General features: G+C 61.8%; 15 protein-coding genes. 1 reads left to right on the top strand and 14 read right to left on the bottom strand.

Going from position 1 to position 22,749, the window contains the following annotated elements; genetic code table 11:
* Positions 1 to 3: 3 nt before the first annotated feature.
* From I8N66_RS06340 to I8N66_RS06285, 12 genes are all read right to left on the bottom strand, one after another.
* On the bottom strand, positions 4 to 1,209 hold the full coding sequence (locus tag I8N66_RS06340; protein ID WP_291151049.1) for an ADP-ribosylglycohydrolase family protein: 1,206 nt from the start codon (positions 1,207 to 1,209) through the stop codon (positions 4 to 6).
* On the bottom strand, positions 1,199 to 2,620 hold the full coding sequence (locus I8N66_RS06335) for an extracellular solute-binding protein (protein WP_291151046.1): 1,422 nt from the start codon (positions 2,618 to 2,620) through the stop codon (positions 1,199 to 1,201). Before I8N66_RS06335 ends, I8N66_RS06340 begins: the two co-directional genes overlap by 11 nt.
* A 49-nt stretch (positions 2,621 to 2,669) precedes the next feature.
* Positions 2,670 to 3,572: a carbohydrate ABC transporter permease gene (locus I8N66_RS06330; RefSeq protein WP_291151043.1), complete on the bottom strand. Its 903-nt coding sequence runs from the start codon at positions 3,570 to 3,572 to the stop codon at positions 2,670 to 2,672.
* Positions 3,572 to 4,537, bottom strand: a complete 966-nt coding sequence (locus I8N66_RS06325) for an ABC transporter permease subunit (RefSeq protein WP_291151040.1) — start codon at positions 4,535 to 4,537, stop codon at positions 3,572 to 3,574. The genes I8N66_RS06330 and I8N66_RS06325 overlap by 1 nt, the downstream gene beginning before the upstream one ends.
* Before the next feature lie 3 nt (positions 4,538 to 4,540).
* Complete coding sequence (locus I8N66_RS06320; RefSeq protein ID WP_291151037.1) at positions 4,541 to 5,590, bottom strand: LacI family DNA-binding transcriptional regulator; 1,050 nt, start codon at positions 5,588 to 5,590, stop codon at positions 4,541 to 4,543.
* Positions 5,591 to 6,023: 433 nt separating this feature from the next.
* On the bottom strand, positions 6,024 to 7,643 hold the full coding sequence (locus I8N66_RS06315; protein ID WP_291151034.1) for a dihydroxyacetone kinase subunit DhaK: 1,620 nt from the start codon (positions 7,641 to 7,643) through the stop codon (positions 6,024 to 6,026).
* Between the two features lie 10 nt (positions 7,644 to 7,653).
* Positions 7,654 to 8,649, bottom strand: coding sequence for an ABC transporter ATP-binding protein (locus tag I8N66_RS06310; protein WP_291151031.1), 996 nt, complete (start codon positions 8,647 to 8,649; stop codon positions 7,654 to 7,656).
* The gene (locus I8N66_RS06305) at positions 8,642 to 9,739 is read right to left on the bottom strand and encodes an ABC transporter ATP-binding protein (RefSeq protein WP_291151028.1); all 1,098 of its coding nucleotides are present in this window, start codon (positions 9,737 to 9,739) and stop codon (positions 8,642 to 8,644) included. Before I8N66_RS06305 ends, I8N66_RS06310 begins: the two co-directional genes overlap by 8 nt.
* Positions 9,740 to 9,743: 4 nt before the next feature.
* A complete protein-coding gene (locus tag I8N66_RS06300) occupies positions 9,744 to 9,932 on the bottom strand; it encodes a hypothetical protein (RefSeq protein ID WP_291151025.1) in 189 nt (62 codons plus the stop codon).
* Positions 9,929 to 10,867, bottom strand: coding sequence for a carbohydrate ABC transporter permease (locus I8N66_RS06295; RefSeq protein ID WP_291151022.1), 939 nt, complete (start codon positions 10,865 to 10,867; stop codon positions 9,929 to 9,931). The genes I8N66_RS06300 and I8N66_RS06295 overlap by 4 nt, the downstream gene beginning before the upstream one ends.
* Positions 10,864 to 11,811 (bottom strand): sugar ABC transporter permease, encoded by a 948-nt coding sequence (locus tag I8N66_RS06290; protein WP_291151019.1) that lies wholly within the window; start codon positions 11,809 to 11,811, stop codon positions 10,864 to 10,866. The genes I8N66_RS06295 and I8N66_RS06290 overlap by 4 nt, the downstream gene beginning before the upstream one ends.
* A 207-nt stretch (positions 11,812 to 12,018) precedes the next feature.
* The gene (locus I8N66_RS06285; protein WP_291151017.1) at positions 12,019 to 13,353 is read right to left on the bottom strand and encodes an extracellular solute-binding protein; all 1,335 of its coding nucleotides are present in this window, start codon (positions 13,351 to 13,353) and stop codon (positions 12,019 to 12,021) included.
* 274 nt (positions 13,354 to 13,627) lie between these two features.
* Here I8N66_RS06285 and I8N66_RS06280 point away from each other — a divergent pair, with 274 nt between their 5' ends.
* Positions 13,628 to 14,665 carry a LacI family DNA-binding transcriptional regulator gene (locus tag I8N66_RS06280; protein ID WP_291151015.1) on the top strand — a complete coding sequence of 346 codons (1,038 nt, stop codon included), beginning with the start codon at positions 13,628 to 13,630 and terminating at the stop codon, positions 14,663 to 14,665.
* 93 nt (positions 14,666 to 14,758) lie between these two features.
* Here I8N66_RS06280 and I8N66_RS06275 read toward each other — a convergent pair whose 3' ends face one another.
* Positions 14,759 to 21,919, bottom strand: a complete 7,161-nt coding sequence (locus I8N66_RS06275) for a tetratricopeptide repeat protein (RefSeq protein ID WP_291151013.1) — start codon at positions 21,917 to 21,919, stop codon at positions 14,759 to 14,761.
* Entirely contained in the window at positions 21,919 to 22,749 is an 831-nt protein-coding gene (locus I8N66_RS06270) for a polysaccharide deacetylase family protein (protein ID WP_291151011.1), read from the bottom strand. Before I8N66_RS06270 ends, I8N66_RS06275 begins: the two co-directional genes overlap by 1 nt.

Below are 22,749 nucleotides of genomic sequence, written 5' to 3'. Positions count from 1 at the left end.
ATTCTAGAGACTGGAAACCTGGGTGAGTTCGGGGGCGGGAAAGAGCCCCGCGCGCGCCTGCGCCCGCGCTGTTTCGCGTGTGCGGTCCGCCGCCTGGATTGCGGTCACCGTAGCGGTAAAGGCATCGGCCGATCGGAAGAGATCGAGCCTGTTGACGCGGTCGAGCTGGGAGGCCATCGCCCGGTCTATGATGCTTTCGCCGTACATGGCGCCAAGGATCGCACCCGCCATGACGCCGATGGAGTCCGTGTCGCGGCCGGAATTGATGCCGTCGACGATCGTCTTGTAGAAATCGCCGTCGTTGACGACGGCAAAGCCGAGCGCCAGCGGCAACTCCTCGATCGAATGGAGGCGCGACGGCTGGTAGGCGTCGGTTGCAATGCCTGCCTTCTGCGGCGTGTGCTGCACGTTGTCGCCCATGGGCGAATAGCGCGCGATGATGCGGTGGAATTCGGCGACGACAGTCGCATGATCCGCGCCCTTCAACGAGCGCGCAGCCTCGACGATAGCAGCGATCGCATCGCGCGTTCCGTCCTTGGCGACGGCCAGCGTTTCTTCGATGACGGTATCGAGCGTGGTCCCCGGCACGAATGCGGCAGCGACTGCTGCTGCCAGTACGCCGGCAGCCTCCAGGCCGAAACTCTGCTGATGGCCGGAGGCAAAGGCGATCGCCTCATCATAGGCAGCCTTCGGATCGCAGGCATTGGCAACACCGATCGGCGCGATGTACATCGCAGCACCACAGTTCACCATGTTGCCGACACCGCCCTGGCGCGGGTCGCAGCCCGAAAGCTGATGGCGCTGGAAGATCCACTTCTCCGGGTAGAACAGACGTTCGATCAGCATCGTTTCGCGCTGCAGTTCGGGCACCCAGCGTGGCGTCCAGGCAATCTCGCGCACCATGCCCGAGGCCATGTCCCAGGCATCGAGATGACGCTTCACGTCGTCGTAGATCGACATGACGCAGAGTGTCATCAGCGTATCGTCGGTGACGATACCGCCGCCGCGGACACGGCCGTTGCGGGCCGCTTCGCTCTGCTTCATGCGGTGCCACTCGGTATCGAGCGACGCCACCCGGCCATAGCGCTCGCGAATTTCCGCGGCGGAGAGTTTTTCGACCGGCGCCCCGATGGCGTCGCCGTAAGCGACGCCAAAGAGAAGCGCCCGAACCCGTCCCTTGAGGGAGAGCCCTTGAGCATCATTTGTCATTGAGAACCGTCCTTGCATATTCGGTCATTTTCTCGCCGCCGGCAGCATTCCATTCGGAAACGAACTGGTCCCACTGGTCCATCTTGGCTTCACCGGAGACGAACTTGTAGACCCAGGCCCGGTAGACGTTTTCCGTGGCGTCGATGTCGGTGGCGTATTCGGCAGGCCAGACGAAGGCGTTGTCCGGCTTGAAGTCGGCTGAGATCGTCTTCAGCGATTGCTGCGCAGCCTCGCTCAGCCACTGCACCGGCGGCTGCCAGTTGGCGGCAACGAGGAAGCGGGCGTACCAGGTTGCGAGCTTGTCGGTCGGCTTGATGGTCTCGCCGTCCTTGGTGTACTGCTCACCTTCGAAGCCGAGCCGTTCGATCGCCTGGCCCTCGGGGCTGGCGATGAAATCGAGCAGCTTGACCACCTCTTCCTTGTGTTCGGAGGTCGTCGCGATCGCGAGTCCACGCGCTTCCTTGGAGACGTCGAGCGCCATCAGGCCTTGGCCGGCCGGACCCTTGGGCGGCGAAAGCAGGCTCAGCGTCACGTCAGGATGGGCCTGGCGCATCTTGCCGCCATAGATGTCGATGACTTCCGCTGAAGAACCGAAGATCACGCCGGCACGGCCGGAATAGAACTTGTCTTCCTTGACGTCCCACTTGGTGGTGATGAATTCCGGATCATAGAGGCCTTGCTCACGCAGCGACGCATAGAAGGCGATCTTCGCCTTTTCCGCTGCCGAGACTCGGGCATGGATCCATTCGCCAGCATCGTTCTTCAACCAGGTGCCGGTCACGCCGAAAGCCTGGTTGAAGATGGCGTCAAGCTCCTGGGTGTTGTCGGCAGTGGTGACGCCGTAGCTGTCGGCCTTGCCGTTGCCGTCGAGGTCGCCGTCCTTGATCGCCTTGAAGAGGGTGACGTAGTCGTCGGTCGTCTTGGGTGCCGCAACACCCGACTTTTCGAGCCAATCCGTACGGATCACCGGCTGCGGCATACGCGGCGGGTAGACATAAAGAAGATAGGGATAGTTCTTCAGCCGCTCGACATTGTGCGGGAAGAGCGCGTCCTTCAGATAGGTCGTCTTCGGCAGCCAGTTGTTCCAGTCCTCGAGTACGCCCTGCTCGGCCATCTTGGCATCGCCGCCCTGGAAATAGATCAGATCCGGGATATCGCCGGACAGAAGCATGGCGCTCAGCTTGTCGGCGTAGCCCGAGGACGGCAGGTCGATGACCTGGATGTGGATGTCGGTGCCCTTGGCTTTCAGCGCCTCCTCATAGGCTTTCATGAGCTTCACATCGTCTGGATTGCTCGTCGTGAGGTCCTTAGAGACGACGCGGATCGTCACCGGGTCAGCGAAGGCGGGCATCGCGACGCTCGCCATCAGAGCGACGGCGGTGGTTGCGCCCAGGATCAGTTTTCCAAGCATGTTTGTTCCTCCCAATATGCTTTGGCCTTTATGTTTCGGTTCTGCATCGTCAGCCCTTCAGCGCACCGCTCATGGTGCCCTTGGTGAAGAACTTCAGGATGAGTGGGTAAATCGCGAGGATCGGCGCGATGGTCAGCAGGATCATGCCTGCCTTCAGCGCGCGAATATTGATCTGGCTCGCACCGGTGTAATTGTTGCTGTCGACGACCCCGACCATCGCGAGCTTGTCGCCTTCGACCACGAACTGGCGGAGAACGACCTGCAGCGGCCACTTCGACTGGTCGTTGAGATAGATCATCGCCCGGAAAAACTCGTTCCAGTGGAAGACGAAATAGAAGAGAGCGATGGTCGCAAGCGCCGACTTGGCAAGCGGCAGCGCCACGTACCAGAAGATCTGGAAGGGATTGGCACCGTCGAGTTCTGAGGCTTCGATCAGTTCCTTCGGCACTTCCTCGAAGAAGCGCACCAGAATGATCAGGTACCAGGCGTTGACGACCTTGAAGAGGATCAGCGACCAGTAGCTGTCGAGCAGACCGAGGCGCTTGTTGATGAAATAGTCGGGGATGATGCCGGGCTCGAAGACGATCGTGACCAGCACGAAGACGAAGATGATGCGCCGGCCAGGCAGACCGGGACGCGAAAGCGCCCAGGCCATCAGCGCCGTCAACACGACACCAAGGAAGGTGCTGACCAGCGTGATGAAGATCGAGTTGAAGAGACCACGCTGAACGGCGGAGTTGTTGATCAGCAGGTTCCAGACTTCGGTCGAGAAGCCATTCGGGACGACAGTCAGGCCGCTCATCCCAGCTACCTTGCCCGGATCCGAAAACGAGATGGCGAGCAGGTTGAGGAGCGGCTGGACCGTCAGCACGACAAGGAACATGAGCGTCGAGACGATGATCGCATATTCGAGCCGCTCGAGCGGCGTTCTGCGGACGTTGTGGGCGGCCATCACCATACCCCCTTGCCAGTAAGACGTTTCGAGAGAAGGTGTGCAGCGACGATCATCAGCATGCCGAGCAGGGCCTTGAAGAGACCCGCGGCCGTTGCGAGCGAGTATTCGCCCGTCTGCAGGCCAATGCGATAGACATAGGTGTCGATGATATCGATCTTCGCGCGCACCACGTCGTTGGAGAAGTTGATCACCTGATTGAGGTCGGCATTCAGGAACATGCCGGCATTCAGAATGAAGAGTGTCGCAATGGTCGGCACGATGCCCGGAATGGTGACGTAGCGGATCTTCTGCCAGCGGTTAGCACCGTCGATCTCGGCCGCGTCATAAAGTTCCTGGTCGATGGCGATGATCGCGGCCAGATAAAGCAGGCTGTCCCAGCCGGCCGAGCGCCAGATCTCCGAGAAGACCAGTACCCAGCGGATGGAGCCGGTATCGGTCATGAAGGAGACCGGCTGCAGGCCGAAGAAACCGATGATATCGTTGACCGCGCCGTCGCTTGGCGAGAGCACGGCAATGAACACGCCGGCAATGACGACCCAGGACAGGAAGTGCGGCAGGTAGATCGCCGACTGGATGAATTTGCGAAAGGCGCCTCCCCTGATCTCGTTGAGCAAAAGCGCAACGATGATCGGGATCGGAAAGAAGAAGACGATTTTCATCGTCGAGATGATCAGCGTGTTCGCCAGAACCTGCCAGAAGATCGGCGATGAGAAGAGCGTCTGGAAATGCTTGATGCCGACCCAGATGTTCGGCGGGATGATGCGCAGCTGCTCGAAGGCGATCTTGGCTTCCCAGATCGGAAAGTAATGAAAGATCACGAAGAAGATCAGGCCGGGCGCCATCATCAGGTAATAGGGCCACCATTGCCGCACGCTTTTCGACAGGCTTTGGCGTCGAATTTTGGGAACGTTCCCATTTCGTGACATTGTTGCGTTCACCACAAGTTCGTTGCTTACCGCCATTACTTACCTCCCTGCCGCCATGCGTACGGATGCCGCCCCGGAAACATCGGCAACAGAGCCGCGCTCCACCAATCGGCACGGCAGATAGATCCGTTCGCGTTGGCGTCCACCGGCGATCTGGTCGATCAGACATTCGACCGCGCGAATGCCGATCTGCCGGCCGGGTTTCTCGATGGTCGTCAGGCCCGGCCACGAAAAGGCCCCGGCCGGAATGCCGTCGAAGCCAAGGATCGAGATATCCTCAGGGCACCGCAGCCCCGCTTCGCGAACGGCGATCATCGCTCCAAGCGCCATGAGGTCGTTTGCAACGAACACGGCGCGGTTTCCTTTCCAGGGTTTCGTAAGCAGGCGGGCCATCGCGCTATGCCCGCCCTCGACCGTATAGTCGGACTCTTCGACGAGCAGGACTTCGGGATCGACATCGCGGGCGATGCAGTGCTCGTGGACGGAACGCAGGAAGCGAGCGCGCGCCAGGCGCGACCTCGGCCCGAGCATCAAGGCCGGCGCCGGGTGACCGCGCTCGACGAGAATATCCATGCCGAGCCGAACCGCCTGCGCGATGTCGGAACCGACGCTCAAGGTATCGGGGAAACGCTCGGCGCTCGAACCGATGAAAACGAAGGGCATGCCGAAACGATCGAGATCGTCGAAATTGTCCGCGACGGGATTGATGATCGCGCCGTCGACGCGGGCACGACGCAGGGCCCGCAGGTGGGTCGCCTCCTTGTGCGCGTCCCAATCGGACGAGAAGATCAAAAGCGAAATGTCGTCCTTTGCCGCACGATCCTGCGCGCCGCGGGCAACTTCGGCCCAGAAAGGGTTGGTAATGTCAGGAATGACGATCCCGAGCAGACCGCTGCGGCCGGAGCGCATGCCGACGGCAAGCTGATTGGGCTCGTAGCCCGTTGCGGCGACAGCCTTCAGCACGCGATCGCGCGCTTCCTCGGAAATATTGGCGGAACCGCCCAGAACACGCGCGACGGTGCTCTTCGAAACGCCTGCGCGTTTGGCAACGTCTATGATGGTCGCCCTTCGACCGGTCGCGTTGTTCATGGACTTCCTCCCGAAGTTCAACGACACCTCTCCCGGGCCTCATTGAATTCTGTGGGAACGTTACCATGAGAGATTTCGTGTTGGCAAGAGGCAGGCGAAAATATCCGGATCTTTGCAATAGCCTGCCCCCGGCCTTGCGGGGATGCCTATGGTGGCGCGAAGTTACCCTCGTCCGTTCACGCGCTGTCGAAACGGGAATTGCGGCCGAGGGAACCGAGCTGCCTTTGATGGATATTCGGATGGCCGGCACATACCCCTGTTACTGTCAACCGTGCGGTTGCGCGATGAGGCCTGACATGAGCGCGTCTTCCGCATCCGAGGAGATGTCCCCGGACAGGCTTCCGGGACTGTGCCGTCACGAACGGACGACCTGCGTCAGCGTTTTCGCCGCCGAACACCAGGTTCGGCGGCCCCTTCGCAAGGTGATACCAGCCTAGGCGGCCAGATGTTCGAACAGTCGGGCGACGGCCTCGGCGCCCGGATCGACATGGCCTTCAAGCTGCTTTGCATTGATGTAGGCCGCACGGCCGGCCTTGGCGCGCGTCAAGGTCGAGGTGAAGTTCGCCCCCGATCGCGCGGCCGCCGCTGCCGCGATCACGCTGTCTTCGAGTGCATCGAGCGCCGGAGACAGCGCGTCGATCATCGTGCGGTCGCCGATCTTGGCGCCACCGATCTCCTGCATGCGCGCAAGCCCGGTGCGAAGCGCCTCGCGCATCGGTAGCCCGCTGGATGCTCCGTCGCCGGCGGCTGCGAAGAAAATGGCAAGCAGCACGCCGGAGGAACCACCCATGGTCTGGCTGAGCTCCTGGCCGATCGCCCGCAGGAGCTGAGTGTGATCCGAAAGCGGCAGTCGATCGATGGCATTGATCAGCGCCCGGGCGGCACCGGCGAGCGTCGAGCCGGTATCGCCATCGCCGGACTTTGCGTCGAGGGCATTGAGATCCTGTTCGGCGGCGATCAAGACCTTGCAGCAATCGATCAGGAACGCGCGCGTCGCGCGATGTTCGGATGCCATCGGCGTGATTGGGGTCAATCCATCCGGCAAGGCGGCAACGGCGACCGGCCGGACCTCTGACACGCCCGGCCAGGCGGCGATCGCCACCGGCGCCTTCAGAAGTTCCAGTTCCGCCTGGTCGGCCGCAAAGACCGAGACCGAGAAGCCCTGCATGTCGAGCGACGTCATCAGCGGCGCCGGGCCAATCGTGTGGGTGATCTTTTTTCCGAGCGGCAGGTGGATGAGGTCATGGGCAAGCACAGACATTTCGAGAACCGAGGTGCCGCCGAGATTGTTGATCAGGGCGACGTGCTGGCCTTCGCCCATGACGGCCGCCAGTCGCTCCGCCATGGTCGCCACCGACGCACGGGCGCCAGCAAAGTCGATCTGTTCCACACCGGCCTCACCGTGAATGCCGAGGCCAAGCTCCGCCTTGCCTTCCGGAATCCGCTCTTCCTTTGGCGAGCCCGGAACGCGGCAGGTATCCAGCGACATGCCGATGCTGTGCGTGCCGGCAATCACCTTCTTGGCGGCAGCCGTCACCGTTTCGAGGTCGGCGCCGCGTTCGGCGAGCGCACCGGCGATCTTGTGCACGAACAGGGTACCGGCAACGCCGCGGGCCTGCGGCAGGTCGGGAAGCGCGATGTCGTCACCGACGATCACCATACTGACCTTCAGCCCGAACGCGCGGGCGCGCTCGGCAGCAAGGCCGAAGTTCAGCCGGTCGCCGGTATAGTTCTTGACGACGAGCAGGCAGCCGGCCGGACCGGTCACGGCAAGGATGCCGGCCAGCACGGCGTCAACGCTCGGCGAGGCGAAGACATCGCCGCAGACGGCGGCCGTCAGCATGCCGCGCCCGACAAAACCGACATGGGCAGGCTCATGGCCGGATCCGCCGCCCGAGACGATCGCGACCTTGGACTTATCCCAGTCGGTGCGCAGCACGACCCGGATATGCGGATAGCCGTCAAGGCGGGTGAGCGCGCCGCCGGACAGTGCCAGAACGCCGTCGATCGCTTCCGTCACGACATCTTCCCGCTTGTTGATGAATTGCGCCATTTCGAGCTCCTTAAGCCAAACGCATGCCTGCCGCGTCGAAGTAGAGCGGCTTCGAAGGTTGAATCTTGATCGTTTCACCGCCCTTAAGCGGCGTGTGGGCGTCCGTGACTGTGATGAGGTCGTGTTTCCTGAAGGTCAGGTGCAGACGTGTCTGGTCGCCGAGATGCTCGACGCGCTTGACCAGCGCCTCCTCCCCTTCGCCCTGGCGGATGTGCTCCGGCCGGAGACCTATGCTTGCTGCGCCCGAGGGGGCGCCGGCGAAAATATCGGCCGGAAGCACGTTGATCCGAGGTTGTCCGAGGCGCGTGGCGGCATAGACGCTGACCGGGCGCTCATAGACTTCGCGCGGCGAGCCGAATTGCACGAGCCTGCCCTCATTCAGCACGCCGACATGGGTCGCCATCGTCATCGCCTCGATCTGATCGTGGGTGACATAGAGCAGCGTTGCCCCGGACCTTGCCTGAATGCGCTTGAGCTCGATGCGAAGGTCGGCCCTGAGCTTGGCGTCGAGCGAACTCAGCGGCTCGTCCATGAGGAAAATCTGCGGCTCACGAACGAGGGCACGGCCGATGGAAACGCGCTGCATCTCCCCGCCTGACAGCGCAGTTGCCTTGTTGTCGAGCTTGTGCGCGATCTGCAGAACCTCGGCAACTTCCCTCACCTTCCGGTCGATCTCGTCTCTCGGCGTCTTCAATTGGGGAGATTTCAGCGGAAACTCCAGATTCTGACGAACGGTGAGATGTGGATAGAGCGAATACTGCTGGAAGACCATGGCAACGTTGCGTTCGGCGGGCGCCAACCCACGCATCGACTGTCCATCGATGTAGACTTCGCCGCGATCGGGCGTGTCGAGGCCCGAAACCATTCTCAGCGTCGTCGTCTTTCCGGCACCGGTCGGCCCGAGCAGCACGACAAAGGAGCCGTCGGGTACAGTCAATGAGACATTGTCGAGAGCGACTGTGCCGGCAAACGACTTCGTCACGTTTTCCAGGACGACTTCAGCCATGTCTGAGCACTCCTTCATTGCCGTCGGATAGCAGCACCTTGCCGGTCTCCGCGTCGAAAATCGAAAGCGTCCTCGCGTCGAACTCGAGGCCCACCTGCTCGCCCTCCTTAACCCCGTGACCCGATGGGATGCGCGCCTTCAGTTCGCCGTGGCTCGTTGCGAGCGTTACGATCTGCGTGGTCCCGAGGTATTCGACCGCACTCACCCGTCCCCGGTAGGTGCCATCGCTGACGAACTTCACGTGCTCCGGGCGAACGCCGAGCGTCAACCTTCCGGCGCGGCCTTCCCGTGACGTTGGCACCTTGACCTCGATGCCGCCGAGATCGATGGAACCGCCGCCGACACCGATCATCCCTTCGAAGTCGAGGAAGTTCATCGGCGGCGAGCCGATGAACTGAGCCACAAATTTCGTCGCGGGCCAGTCGTAGATCTGCTGCGGCTTGCCGAACTGTTCGACGACGCCGTGGTTCATGACGACAATCTTGTCGCCCATCTGCATAGCTTCGAGCTGGTCATGGGTCACATAGACGGTGGTCGCGCCCATGCGATCATGCAGCGCCCGCAACTCTTCGGCCATGTGCTCGCGGAACTCGGCGTCGAGCGCGCCCAGCGGTTCGTCCATGAAGAAGGCCTTCGGACGCCGCACGATCGCGCGCCCGAGCGCGACGCGCTGCCGGTCGCCACCCGAGAGCCCACCGACGGGCTTGTCGAGAATGTTCTCGATCTTGAGAATGCGGGCAACTTCGGCGACGCGCGACCTGACCTCCTCGCCGCGCAAGCCTTGGCTCACCAGCGGATAGGAGATGTTCTTGCGGACATTCATATGCGGATAGAGCGCGAACATCTGGAAGACGAAGGCGATGTCGCGCTTGCTGGCGGGTTTCATCCCGACCTCTTCACCGTCGATGAAGATCTCGCCGCTCGTCGGCAGTTCCAGGCCCGCCATCATGCGCAAGGTCGTCGTCTTGCCGCAGCCGGATGGGCCGAGCAGCATGAAGAACTCACCATCCTCGATGGTAAAGCTCGAAGAGCGCACCGCGGTAAAGGCGCCGAACTCCTTTCGCACGTTCTGAATTCTGATCTGCGCCATCGGCTTACTCCGGAAAATGGCTGACGATGATGAACATCACCGTGCCCAGCAAGGTTATGACGAAGGACCATGAGTAGAGGACGAGCGCGAAGGGCTGCATGAGCATGAAGACGCCAGTGGCAATCAGCGCCGACGCCACCATTTCCCAGGCGCCGCGGCGCAAATGCAGCAATCCGTTGAAAAATCTTGTCATTTGCGTACGGCTCCGAAGGTGATGCCGCGCAGCAGGTGTTTGCGCAGAAGAATGGTGAAGACCATAACCGGGACAAGGAACAGGGTCGCTCCGGCCGCAACGGCCGGCCAATCCTGGCCGCTGACACCGATGATGGTCGGGATGAAAGGCGGCGCCGTCTGGGCGTTGCCCGAGGTCAGAAGCACCGCGAAGGCGTACTCGTTCCAGGCAAAGATCAGGCAGAAGATCGCCGTGGAGGCGATGCCGGTCGCCGCCTGCGGCAACACCACCTTGTAGAACGCCTGGAAGCGGGTGTAGCCATCGATGAGAGCCGCCTCCTCGTATTCGACCGGGATCTCGTCGATGAAGCCCTTGAGCAGCCAGACCGACAACGAAAGATTGACGGCGGTGTAAAGTAAGATCATGCCCGCATGCGTGTCGTTCAAGCCCAAGGACCGGAACATCAGGAAGATCGGGATGGCAACGGCGATCGGCGGCATCATGCGCGTGGAAAGGATGAAGAACAGCAGATCGTCCTTCAGTGGAACCTTGAAACGCGAAAAGGCGTAGGCGGCGGCCGTGCCGAGCACGATGCAGAGCACCGTCGAGCCGAAGCCGATGATCACCGAGTTGGTGAACCGCTCGGAAAAGCGCGACGGACCGGAGATGACCAGGCCATCCTTGCGAACCAGCTTGTCATACCAGGTCTGCGGCTCGCCGACGGCCTTCAGTTGCTCCTCGCTGAGCCGGGTGCGTGTCGTGAAGACGTTGACATAGCCTTCCACCGTCGGCGTGAAGAAGGTCTTCGGCGGATAGGCGATCGCGTCGGACGGCGACTTGAAGCTCGTCGCGATGATCCAGACAAGCGGCAGGATCGTGATCAGGGCGTAGCCAACGACCAGGATCCCGGCGCACCATTTCTGCCGCCGCGACGGCTCGGTAACGGAATAGCTCATCGTTGTTTGACCTTGTTCAGGGCTTTGACGTAGATCGACGCCAAGCCGAAGACGGTAACGAAGAGGATGACGGCATAGGCAGAGGCGTAGCCCGTGCGCCACTTCTCGAAGGCCTCACGTTTCAGGTTGATCGAGGTGAGCTCGGTGATCGATCCCGGCCCCCCACCGGTCAACTGCACCACCAGGTCGAACATCTTGAAATTCTCGATGCCGCGGAAAAGCACGGCGAGCATCAGGAACGGCAGCACCAGCGGAATGGTGATCGTCCAGAATTGCCGCCATTTGCTGGCGCGATCGCATTCGGCCGCCTCATAAATACTGCTCGGTATGGAGCGCAGCCCCGCAAGGCAGATCAACATCACGAAAGGCGTCCACATCCAGGTGTCGACGATGACGATTGCCCAAGGCGCGAGCGACACGTCGCCGATCATCGAAAAGCTCGACGGATCGGCACCGGTGAGAAAGCCGACCGCGTAGTTGAAGAGACCGATCTGCGGTTGATAGAGAAATGTCCAGAAATTGCCGACGACCGCCGGGCTCAGCATCATCGGCAGCACGATGATCGTCGTCCATAGATCGTTGCCACGGAACTTCTTGTTGATCAGATAGGCGAGAGAAAAGCCGATCAGCACCTGAAGGACGATCGTCCAGATCAGGAAGTGGGCCGTCGCCTGCATTGTCAACCAGATGTCCTTGTCAGACAAGATGCTCAAGTAATTCTTGAGCCCGACGAATTCGACCTCGGCATTGGGCCGATTGACGCGAAAGTTCGTAAAGCTCAGCCGGACCGTCCAGATCAGCGGGAAGATGTTGACCGCCAGAAGCAGGACGATCGAAGGAGCCACGAACAACCAGGCCAACGAGCGATCCGACAGACCTCGCACCCGTTTGGCAATGGCATGCGGCGTCGCTCCGGCGACCCGGTCCACTGTGGATTTCAGCATTGGTATTCCCTCAGTTGACTGCAGCGCCGGGCTTCTCGTTGAACGCGCGAAGGTCGCTGCAACACTTTGAATTGCTGCATGTTTTGTCCTTCAAGCGGCAACGATTGGAGGAAACATGCAAGTTGCGGCGACAGAACCGGGGAAAATCCCCGGCTCCGTGTCGCGCCATGACGCGCTGGGAGGTGCGCAGCCACGGCCTTGATGGCGTCAGTACTTGCCTTCGTCGTCGAAGATCTGCGTCCAATCCTTGGCAAGACCGTCGAGCGCATCCTGGGCAGAGCCCTGGCCGGCAACCACATAGTCGTGGAAGCGCTTCTGCGTCGCCTGGAGCAGCGAGGCATAGGAGGGCTCGGCCCAGAAGTCCTTCACGATCGCCATGGAGTCGAGGAAGGTCTGAGCATAGGGCTGGCTCGTTGCAAAGCCCGGATCTTCGACCACCTTACGCAGCGCCGAATAGCCGCCCATCTGCCACCATTTCTGCTGGATTTCCGGTTGGGCGAACCACTTGATGTAGGCGAGCGCATCGTCCTGCTTTTCGGACGCCGCGACCACGGAGATGCCCTGGCCGCCGAGCTGTGCAAAGGCGACGCCATCCGGACCGGCCGGGTTCGGGAAATAGCCAGACTTGGCGCCACCGACATTGGCGTCGGCATTGATGCCGGGCCAGGTAAAGGCGAAGTTCATGTGCAGCGCGACCTGGCCGGATTTATAGGCGTCGATGTCCTCGGACATGTAAGCGTCGGAATGCCCGGGCGGGGTGCAGCAGTCGTAGAGCGTCTTATAGAACTCCAACCCTTGCACCGCCTCGGCGGAATTCACATATCCCTCGAGCTCGTAGGGCTTGTTCGGGTTCTGATACTCGAAGCCGAAGCTGTAGAGCACGTCCATCGCACCCATGGTGATGCCTTCGGACCCGCGCTCGGTATAGATCGCAGCACCGTAGACCGTCTTTCCGTCGATCTCCCGCTTCTGGAAGAATTCGGCGATGTCCTTGAGTTCGGCAAAGGTCTTCGGCACAGCGAGGTCGCGGCCATATTTGCCCTTGAACTCGGCCTGCAGCTCGGGACGGGCGAACCAGTCCTTGCGGTAGCTCCAGCCGACGACGTCGCCAAACGCCGGCAGCGCCCAGTAGTTCGGCGAGTTCTTCGGCCATTCGGCATAACCGACCACGGTTGCCGGGATGAAGTCGCTCATCTTGATCCCTTCCTTGTCGAAGAAATCGTTGAGCTTGACGTATTGACCGTTTTCCGCGGCGCCGCCGATCCACTGGCTGTCGCCGATCATCAGGTCGCACAGTTTGCCGCCGGAGTTCAGCTCGTTGAGCATGCGGTCAGCGAAGTTCGGCCACGGCACGAACTCATATTTCATCTTGATGCCGCTCTTGGCCTCAAAGTCCTTGCTGAGTTCGACAAGAGCGTTTGCCGGATCCCAGGCCGCCCAGCAGAGGGTCAGCTCGGCTGCGCTTGCGTGGCCGGTATTTGCGGCACTTGCAGCGAGCAACGCGCCAAATGCAGCCAGTGATTTGAAATGACGAAGTTCCATAGCTGGGGCCTCCTCCCCGTTCCTTCCGACCTCCATCGGAAGCTGAAAACGCCTGTGGCGAATAGCAGCCGCGAAGCGACGTTCCCGCATGGGTTCGGCTTCCGCGTACCGCTTCGTGGCCTCACGCACTCCTCAGGTGGCCACAGCATGATTCATATTGAGGTGCGCACCTCAATGCAAGCAAATTTTGAGGTGCGCACATCAATTCTTGATTTTCGGTTGCTTTTGTTGGAGGAATCGCCCTGAAGGACCGAGAGCAAAGAGAAGCGATAGAATGCGTCCTACCGCGAAAGACCTGGCAGAGGCCGCCGGCGTAAGCCTGGCCACCGTCGACCGTGTGCTGAACGACCGCCCGAATGTCAGCAAGAAGGCTTTTCGCAAGGTCAACGATGCCATCGAGCGCATCGGCTTTGTCAGGAATCCGGCCGCCGTTGCACTGGCGCGCAACAAGACCTACCGGTTTCGCTTCGTCCTTCCCGTGTCGGGCGATCAATATCTGAGCGAGCTCATCGGGCGCGTCACCGAGGCACGCGATGCGCTACGCGCCGATTCCACCGAGGTGGAAGTCGTGCAGATACCGATGACAGATCCGCACCACGTCGCAAAGTATCTGAGCCTCATCGACCACGAAGCCGTCGATGGCGTCGCGGTGATGGCACCGGAATCGCCGCAGGTCCGCGACGCGCTCGTGCGGCTCGTGGAGCGGGGCGTAAAGGTCGTGCAGTTCCTGTCGGGCCAGGAACGGCTGGAAAGCGCCGACTATGTCGGCATCGACAATTTTGCGGCAGGCGCCACGGCCGGCAAGATCGCAGGCCGCTTCATCGGCAACCGGTCCGGCAAGATCATGATCGTGGCGGAAACCATGATGGCGCTCGACAGCATTCAGCGCCGCCTCGGCTTCGACAGCATCATCAACGCGCAGTTCCCGCATCTCCAATGCCTGCCCTCACTCGAAACCTATGCCGACGAGAAGCGCGCCGAACTGATCATTCACCGGACACTGGAGCACAATCCGGATACCCTCGCCGTCTACGTCTTAAGTTCCGAGGCGCGGGCGCCATTGACGGCGGTCGGGAATGCGCAGGGCTCCCGTCAACTCACCGTCGTTGCCCACGAACGCACGCCCTTCAGCGAGCGGGCGCTGATGGATGACCGCATCGATGCCCTGATCGCCCAGGATCCCGGCCATGCGGTGCGAAGCGCGCTGCGCATCATGCGCGCCCGTGCCGACCACCGCGAGCTCCTGGCTTCGCAGGAGAGGATCCGCATCGAGATCCTTCTTAAAGAAAATCTTCTGCTGCAGGGACCTTAAAGCGGCATCAGCCGCCATAAATCACATTACGCCTGTGTCCGTTGCGGCCTCGACGTCGCGGTAGGGCCTGCAAACCGCACCTGAAAAGCTGCTTCAAAACATCTGAGCAAGCGTCTCGACGACGCGCGGCGTCGAGACGCCTTGATTGCATTGGCGCGCTGGGAGAAGTGTGCGGCATTGCCGCACCAATGCCGCTTGGGCCGCCCCGTTCAACCGGCCGTCAAGTGGCCCGACACGCACGCCGCTTTGGCGCAGCCGTATCTCGATCACATAGGCAAAAAGCTGGGGCTTCGTCCTCGACAAGTCACGCACGACCCGCTGACGTTCCGGTTGGGTGAGGGTCGTGAACCTGTTGCTGAGGGCCTCAAACGCGCTTTCTTTTGCCGTCGAGGCATCCAAAAGGAAGGTCTGAATGCTCATCTCGGGGCCGGAAAGCAGGTCTGCCGAAGCGGCCAGGGCGGACTTCGCTTTGGCGCTGTCCTTGCGTACAAGTTGCGTCCGACCGTCACGCTTGCCGTCGCGATAGGCCTCGATCAAATCGATCGCTGCAATCCGATCACCCTCTTTCGCGGCCTTCTGCAGCACCGACACAGCCTCCTTGCTGCTGCGTGCCGCGCCCTGCCCGTAGAAGAGGGCCTCGGCGACGGCTGATGATGCACCGACCACGTTTTCTTCAACGGAACGTCGCAGCAGGACGACGCCTGCCGCCGCGGCCTTTCTGGTCTTCGAAGAAGCATTGAAACGCCCCAGTGCTAAGGCGGCACCCGGGTTCCCCGTTTCGAAAGCCATTTTGTAGTATTTCTCAGCTTCCTTTACGTTGCGCGCAGCGAGACGACCGCTGTTATAAGCGTCACCGAGCCTGAGCATTGCTGAGACGCTGCCCTTCGCCGCGGCGTCCCGATAATATGTCAGGGCCAACTTCGGATCGAGCGCGGTTACTTGCCCCCCGCCGTAAAGATCGCCGAGCGAAAGCAAGGCTGACGCCGACCCGTCTGCTGCCAGTGCTGTTAACGTATGGACTGCCGAAGCGACGTCCTTGTTCATGCCTTGGCCTCGTGCCTGCATCTCGGCAAGACGTATCTTGGCGTCGACATCGCCCTGTTCTGTGGCCTGACGATAATGCTCGAGCGCAACGCTGTAGTCCGCTTTCACGTCCTGCCCCTCGGCATAAAGATCGCCAAGGCGCAAATGCGCCCGAATGGATCCGAACTGCGTTGCCTTTTCGAGTGCCGCCACAGCGAGGCTCGGCTGCAAGGGTATGCGACCGGAAAGGTAGAGCTCGGCGAGTGCGACCAGGATATCCGGACTTGCACTGGTCCCGAGCGCACGCAGTTGCGCCATCCCGCCGGAGACGTCGCGTCCTGTGCCTTCGCCCCGTATCGTCAGCTCGGCGACGCGGAGCCGGCCCTCCATGTTGCCCTGATCCGCGGCTGCGCCGTAGGACGCGAATGCCTTGGCCGGATCGTCCGCCCGATAGCCGTCGCCAAGCCGCAACATGGCTCGCACGCTGCCTTGGCCGGCAGCTTGTTGGTAGTATTGTCGCGCGCGCCCAGGATCAACGGGCACCGTTTGGCCCTTGGTATAGAGGTCTCCCAGCGAAAAAGCGGCACCTGCTTCACCTTGCGCGGCGAGCATCGCCAATTCGCCCGTAGCAGACCCGGCGTCCGGAGCCATGCCGCGACCGAGCGCCTTCATCTCCGCCAGCCGGACCTTCGCCTCAAGGTTCCCTTGTCCCGCCGCCTGCCGATAGTGCTCGAGCGCAAGCGAATAGTTGAGTGCCACCGCGTCTCCGGCGGCGTATAGATCGCCAAGCCGCACATGCGCATCGACAGAACCGACATTTGCCGCACGCTCCAAGGCCGCAACGCCAAGTTCCGGCTGCATTGGCACGCGACCGGACAAACAGAGGTCGGCCAGTGCTTCAAGCACGCTCGGGCTGTCACTTTTTGCGAGCAAACGCAAATTCGCGACGCCTTGCGATACATCCTGTACTGTCCCCTCGCCACGGATCGTCAGCTCCGCAACCCGCAGGCTCCCATCCAGACTGCCCTGCTTTGCGGCTGCGCTATAAGCGGCGAAGGCCTTGGTTGGTTCGTGCGCTCGATAGGCGTCGCCGAGCCGCAGCAGTGCAGTCAAGCTTCCCTGTTTTGCTGCCTGTTCGTAGTAGCGGATTGCCTGGCTCGCATCGACGGGGATTGCGCCTGCGCTTCCATAGAGATCGCCTAAGGCGAGCGCAGCGCTCGCTTCACCTCGGTCAGCAAGCGCGGCCAACTCGGACTTGGCTGCGTCCGCGTTCTGCTCACCGCCTTGCCCTCTGGCCTGCATCTCTGCAAGCCGTATCTTTGCCGCGACATTCCCCTGTTCTGCAGCGCGACGATAGTAGCTTTGTGCGAGCGTGAAGTCTGTCGTGGCCGCCTGACCTTCCGAATAGAAGTCGCCGAGCCGCAGCAGGGCCGCGACGTTGCCTTGCGCTGCCGCCTGTCGGTAATAGTCCGCGGCTCGGGCGCGGTCCGCCGGCACGGCTTCGCCCTTGCTGTAAAGATCGCCGACGGCAAGCGACGCCTCTGCCCCACCGCGCGTGGCAAGGTTGTCGAGCTCAATTTTCGCAGCGGAGAGATCCTGTGGGATCCCTTTACCCTGCGCCCGCATTTCCGCGAGCCGAACCTTTGCCTCCAAATTCCCGCGCTCGGCTGCACGGCGATAGTGGTCGAAGGCAGTCGCAAAGTCTGTCGCCACCCCTTTGCCGGCGAAATAGAGATCCCCCATTCGAACATTCGCCGTCGTGCTGCCCTGAGACGCTGCCTGGCGGAAATACTCTAATGCCTGGGCAGGATCAGCCGGGACGACCTTGCCGTCGCTGTAGAGATCACCCAACGCCAGCGAAGCCTCCTGTCGGCCGGTCGCAGCAAGGCTCTTGAGTTCGGCTTGAGCGGATGCGAGGTCTTGCGTGACGCCAAGACCGCGCGCCTTCATTTCCGCAAGCCGGACCTTCGCCTCCACGCTACCCTGGCCTGCGGCCTGGCGGTAAAAGTCCCGCGCACGGGCATAATCGGTCATCGTCGTCTCGCTCATGGAATAGAGCTCGCCGAGCCGTAGCAGTGCCGTGAGGCTGCCTCGGCCGGCCGCCTGCCGATAATAGTCGACTGTGCGAACCGGGTCGGCCTGCACCACCTCCCCCTTGCGGTAGAATTCACCCAGGGAAAGGGCGGCCGCCGCTTCCCCCCGTTCGGCCAGAGCAGCCAACTCTTTTGTCGCCGAAGACACGTCTCGAGACACGCCCTGTCCACGGGCCTTCATTTCTGCCAGCCGGACTACGGCCTCAGCGTTCCCCTGCCCGGCAGCCTGGCGATAATAGTTTTGCGCCAAGGCAAAATCCGCTACTGGCGATTCGCTTTCGGAATAGTATCCGCCCAGTCGCAGCAACGCGCTAACGCTGCCTTCTTCGGCCGCCTGCCGATAATAATGCAGCGCTCTTACCGGATCAGACGGCACCACCTCTCCCGCACCGTAAAGATCCCCCAGCGAGATCGCTGCGGCCGTGTCGCCACTGTCGGCAAGCGCCGTCAACGCACGCGTCGCCGACACGACGTCCTGGGTCGCGCCTTGGCCCCGCGCTGTCATTTCTGCAAGCCGGATCTTTGCCTCGTTGCTACCCCGCTCTGCCGCCTGACGATATTGGTCGAACGCTTCCGCGTAGTTCGTCGCGAACAGACCGCCGGCGGAGTAGAGATTGCCCAACCGAAGATGCGCGGTTGAGCTACCCTGTGAGATCGCCTGCCGATAATATTTCAGGGCGACAGGCGGATCGGACGGAACGATCCTTCCCTCGGCATAGAGATCACCAAGGGTGAGGGACGCGCTGGCCTCTCCTGCCTTGGCAAGTGCGGCAAGTTCTGCGGTAGCAGCGGTCACATTTTGCGCGACGCCCTGTCCTCTTGCCTTCATCTCCGCGAGCCGGACTTTCGCCTCGACGCTGCCAAGCTCCGCGGCCTGGCGGTAATAACCGGCCGCGAGGGTCGGATCGAGAGAGACGACCTGGCCGTTGCTATAAAGCTCGCCCAATGCGACTGCTGCGGCCTTTTCTCCTGCGTCTGCCAGGGCGGTCAACTCGCTTGTCGCAGACGCGACATCCTGCGCCACGCCCTGTCCTCGCGCCTTCATTTCCGCGAGCCGGACCTTTGCCACCATATTTCCTCGGCCGGCAGCCCGCCGATAGTGATCGAGCGCTGCGGCATAGTCCGTTGTCGATGTCCTGCCGGCAGAATAGACGTCGCCCAGTCGCAGATACGCCGTCATGCTGCCTTGCGTGGCCGCCTGACGATAGTATTGCAGACCTTGTGTTGGATCCGCAGATACGGCCTCTCCCCTACCGTAAAGATCACCCAACGCGAGAGCCGCCGCAGTCTCGCCCCGCTGCGCAAGCTCGGCCAGTTCCCGGGTCGCGGTCGCCACATCGCCAGCAACGCCCTGCCCACGCGCCTGCATTTCAGCGAGCCGGATCTTGGCATTCACGCTCCCCCGACCGACCGCCTGACGATAAAACTCCTGCGCAAGCCCATAGTTGATTATCGTTGGCTGCCCTTGGGAATATAGGTCACCAAGCCGCAACAGGGCGGTCACGCTGCCCACATCTGCGGCCTGACGATACCAGTGCAGGGCCTTGTGCGGATCGACGGCAACGACCTCGCCTCTGCCGTAGAGATCGCCAAGGGCCAAGGACGCATCTGCATCACCCCCCGCCGCAAGCTGCTCGAGATCTACCTTCGCGGAGGCGATGTCCTGGCGAACTCCGCGCCCACGCGCCTTCATTTCAGCGATCCGCACCTTTGCGCCGACGTTTCCAGTCTCTGCGGCCTTTTGAAAGAATTCCATCGCGCGCCCGTAGTCAGCAGCGGACCGCTCACCGTCGGAATAGAACTCGCCGAGCCGAAGAAGCGCCGACACACTGCCCTGTGCCACAGCCCTTTGAAAGTAAGTCAAAGCCTGCGCCGGCTCGGCCGGTATCGCCTGTCCGTCGCTATAGAGATTGCCGAGAGCCAGAGAGGCACCAGCCTCCCCCGCCGCGGCCAAAGCATCCAATTCGGCCTTCGCGGTTGATATGTCCTGTGCAGTACCGCGTCCCCTTGCCTTCATTTCCGAAAGGCGCACCTTCGCGCCGGCATTGCCCCTGGCCGCCGCCTGTTCATAGCTTACGATTGCAGTCCCGTAGTCGCCCGTCAGTGCGCCCTGGGCGGCGTAAATATCGCCCAGCCGAACCAAAGCCGTTGTGCTTCCGAGCGCGGCAGCTTGCTGGTAGTAACCGATTGCGCGTGCCGGATCAGCCCGCACGACCTCTCCGCCGTAGTAGAGGTTCCCCAAGGTGAGGGCCGCGGCCGGTTCCCCGCGCTCAGCGAGTGCCATCAACGTACGGGTTGCCAATGATACGTTTTGAACGGTTCCCTGTCCGTGAGCCTCCATTTCCGCAAGCCGCACTTGCGCATTTGCGCTGCCCCTGCCAACGGCGCGGCGGTAATAGTCCTGCGCGAGCGTGTAGTCAGGCTTGGAGGTGTCATTCGAGGAGTAGAGATCCCCAAGCCGTGTCAGCGCCGGCACACTCCCCTGATCGGCAGCGCGCCGATAATGAAGCCAGGCTTGGGCAGCATCGACCGGCATGAGATCCCCTCGCGCGTAGAGATCGCCCAGGATAAGTGACGCCTCCCCCTCGCCCTGTGCCGCCAAGCCTTCCAGTTCGGCCTTGGCAGAGGCAACGTCCTGCGCCACGCCACGCCCCCTTGCTTCCATTTCGGCTAGGCGCACCTTTGCGCTGGCACTACCTCTCTCGATTGCTGCTCGATAGTATTCGAGCGCCCGCCCATATTCAGGCCGTGACAATTCACCTTCCGAATGAAATTCGCCGAGCCTTATCAAGGCCGTTACGCTGCCTTGAGCGGCTGCCTGACGATAGTAGATTAGCGCCTTGGCGGGCTCGATCGCGAGTGCCCGACCGTCCGCATAGAGGTCACCGAGCGCCAAAGAGGCAGCGGCTTCTCCTGTACTGGCAAGCGAGATCAACTCTGTTGTCGCACTGGCGAGATCCCGCGACATGCCGCGTCCCCTCGCCTTCATCTCGGCAAGCCGCACTCTTGCACCGACATTGCCGGTCGCCGCAGCCTGGCGGTAACTTGCAACAGCTGGACCATAATCACCATTCACCGCCGCTTGATCCGCGTACAGATCGCCAAGCTGCATCAGCGCCGTCGTGCTGCCGTGGGCGGCGGCCTGACGGTAATATTCCACCGCGCGGTGCCAATCCGCCGGGATGACATCGCCTTTCAGATAGAAACTTCCAAGTGAGAGGTCGGCAATTGGCGCACCGAGATCGGCCAGGGCCTGCAGTTCACCGATCGCTTGCTTCACATTGCGTGCCATGCCTTGACCGCGCGCCTGCATTTCCGCAAGCCGGACCTTAGCGTCCACGTTTCCTTGCTCGGCAGCCGGGCGATAATGAACGACCGCCGCGGCGTAGTCGGTCGCCAGGACCGTTCCGGAATAGTAGAGGTCTCCCAGCCTGACGTGCGCCCTCGTCGAGCCAAGCGCTGCGGCCTTGCGAAGCGCGGCAACGGCGATCTCCCCCTGCTCCGGAACGCGCCCGGATAGACAAAGATCAGCCAGTTGCTCGAGCACGGCTGGATTGTCGGAACCGCCGACCGAGCGCAGGTTTGCCGCTCCTGCCGCGACGTCGCGTTGCGTGCCTTCACCGCGGATCAACAACTCCGCGACCCGCAACTGCCCAGCGACGACCCCTTGGTTTGCCGCCTTCGTGTACGCGGCGAACGCCTTTGTCGGATCATGCGCCACGAGTTCGCCACGACTGTAGAGATCTCCCAGGCCGATCAGCGCACCGCGATACCCATAGGCTGCCGCCCGTGAGTAGAGCTTGAGGACGCGGGCGCCGTCGGGAGTATCATTGACAACCGCACCTCCGGTTTTCGGCTCCGACACGGCTACGATCGCATCGGGCCCGGCGTTGCGCAGCAAGTCTTCATACTCCACGAGCAACCGGTCGACGGTCGGAGCGTCGATCCGGCGTGCGAGGTAGAGATCAGCCAGTTGTGAGAGTGCTCGACCGAGGTTGGGCTGGAAAACCTGGTCTCCATCAGGCAGGTCGGTTTGTGAATTAGGGCGATTTGCGGAGGTTTGTGGCGTAGTGGCAGACGCCGACCCCGCCCAAAGGAAGCCAACCGCGACCAGGCCGATCCATCCCGCTGAACGCATCACCCCCCACTTTCTGACCCGGCCACCTGGCGTCGTGGAAACACCGACCGGTGCAAGGCGCGCATGCGTCTTGCCGCACGCCATCCAGTACCAATGAGCCGGTCGACCGGTGGCGCGACGGGCAGTTGCGGCATCTCGATCAGATCCAAGAGCGCGTCCGGTGTCACCTCGCTGGTGACAACAATGCGAGACAGCGCGAAGAGATCCTCCGTCTGGCTACTCAGCGCGTGGCGAACGCGGCAAGCCGCAAGGTATCCGGCCTCTTGCGCAATGCGGCGCGTTTCGCTTGACGCGTAACCGTGGGGGTAGGCAAATGTGGTGACGGGAGCACCCAAACCGTCTTCCAGGGCTTTCTTGCTATCTCGAAGCTCCGCTGTCGCTTTTGCCCTCGAAAGCGTGTCAAGTTCCGGATGGCTCACAGAATGCGCGCCAATTTCGACTCCTGCGCGTTGCAGATCACGCAACGCGCCCCAGTCGAGCATCGGACGATTTCCCTCGCCAAGATCTGAAAGCCATCGAGCGGTCTTGCCTACAAATCCAGTGGCGACGTAGAGGGTAGCGGCGAATTTGCGGGCGGCCAGAACAGGCAGCGCGGCTTCGGAAAAATCCCGAAGACCATCGTCGAAGGTGATCAAGCAGGTGCGCGGAGGAACCAATTGTCCGCGGCTTCTCAACAACGCGAGGTCGGCAACCGTAATCGAACGGTAGCCGCGCTGCGACAAGGCACGAAGATGCGCGTCCAACTCCCGCTCGGTCACAATCCAGCGTCGATATGCCGGGGCATAATCACGACCGACACTGTGATAGACCAAAATCGGGATAGATTGCAT

The organism is Ensifer sp. SSB1, assembly GCF_016652895.1.
In the GTDB taxonomy this organism is placed as follows: Bacteria; Pseudomonadota; Alphaproteobacteria; order Rhizobiales; family Rhizobiaceae; genus Ensifer.
The sequence above is the reverse complement of the archived record's forward strand: the minus strand, read 5'-3'. Positions and strand labels throughout refer to the sequence as shown.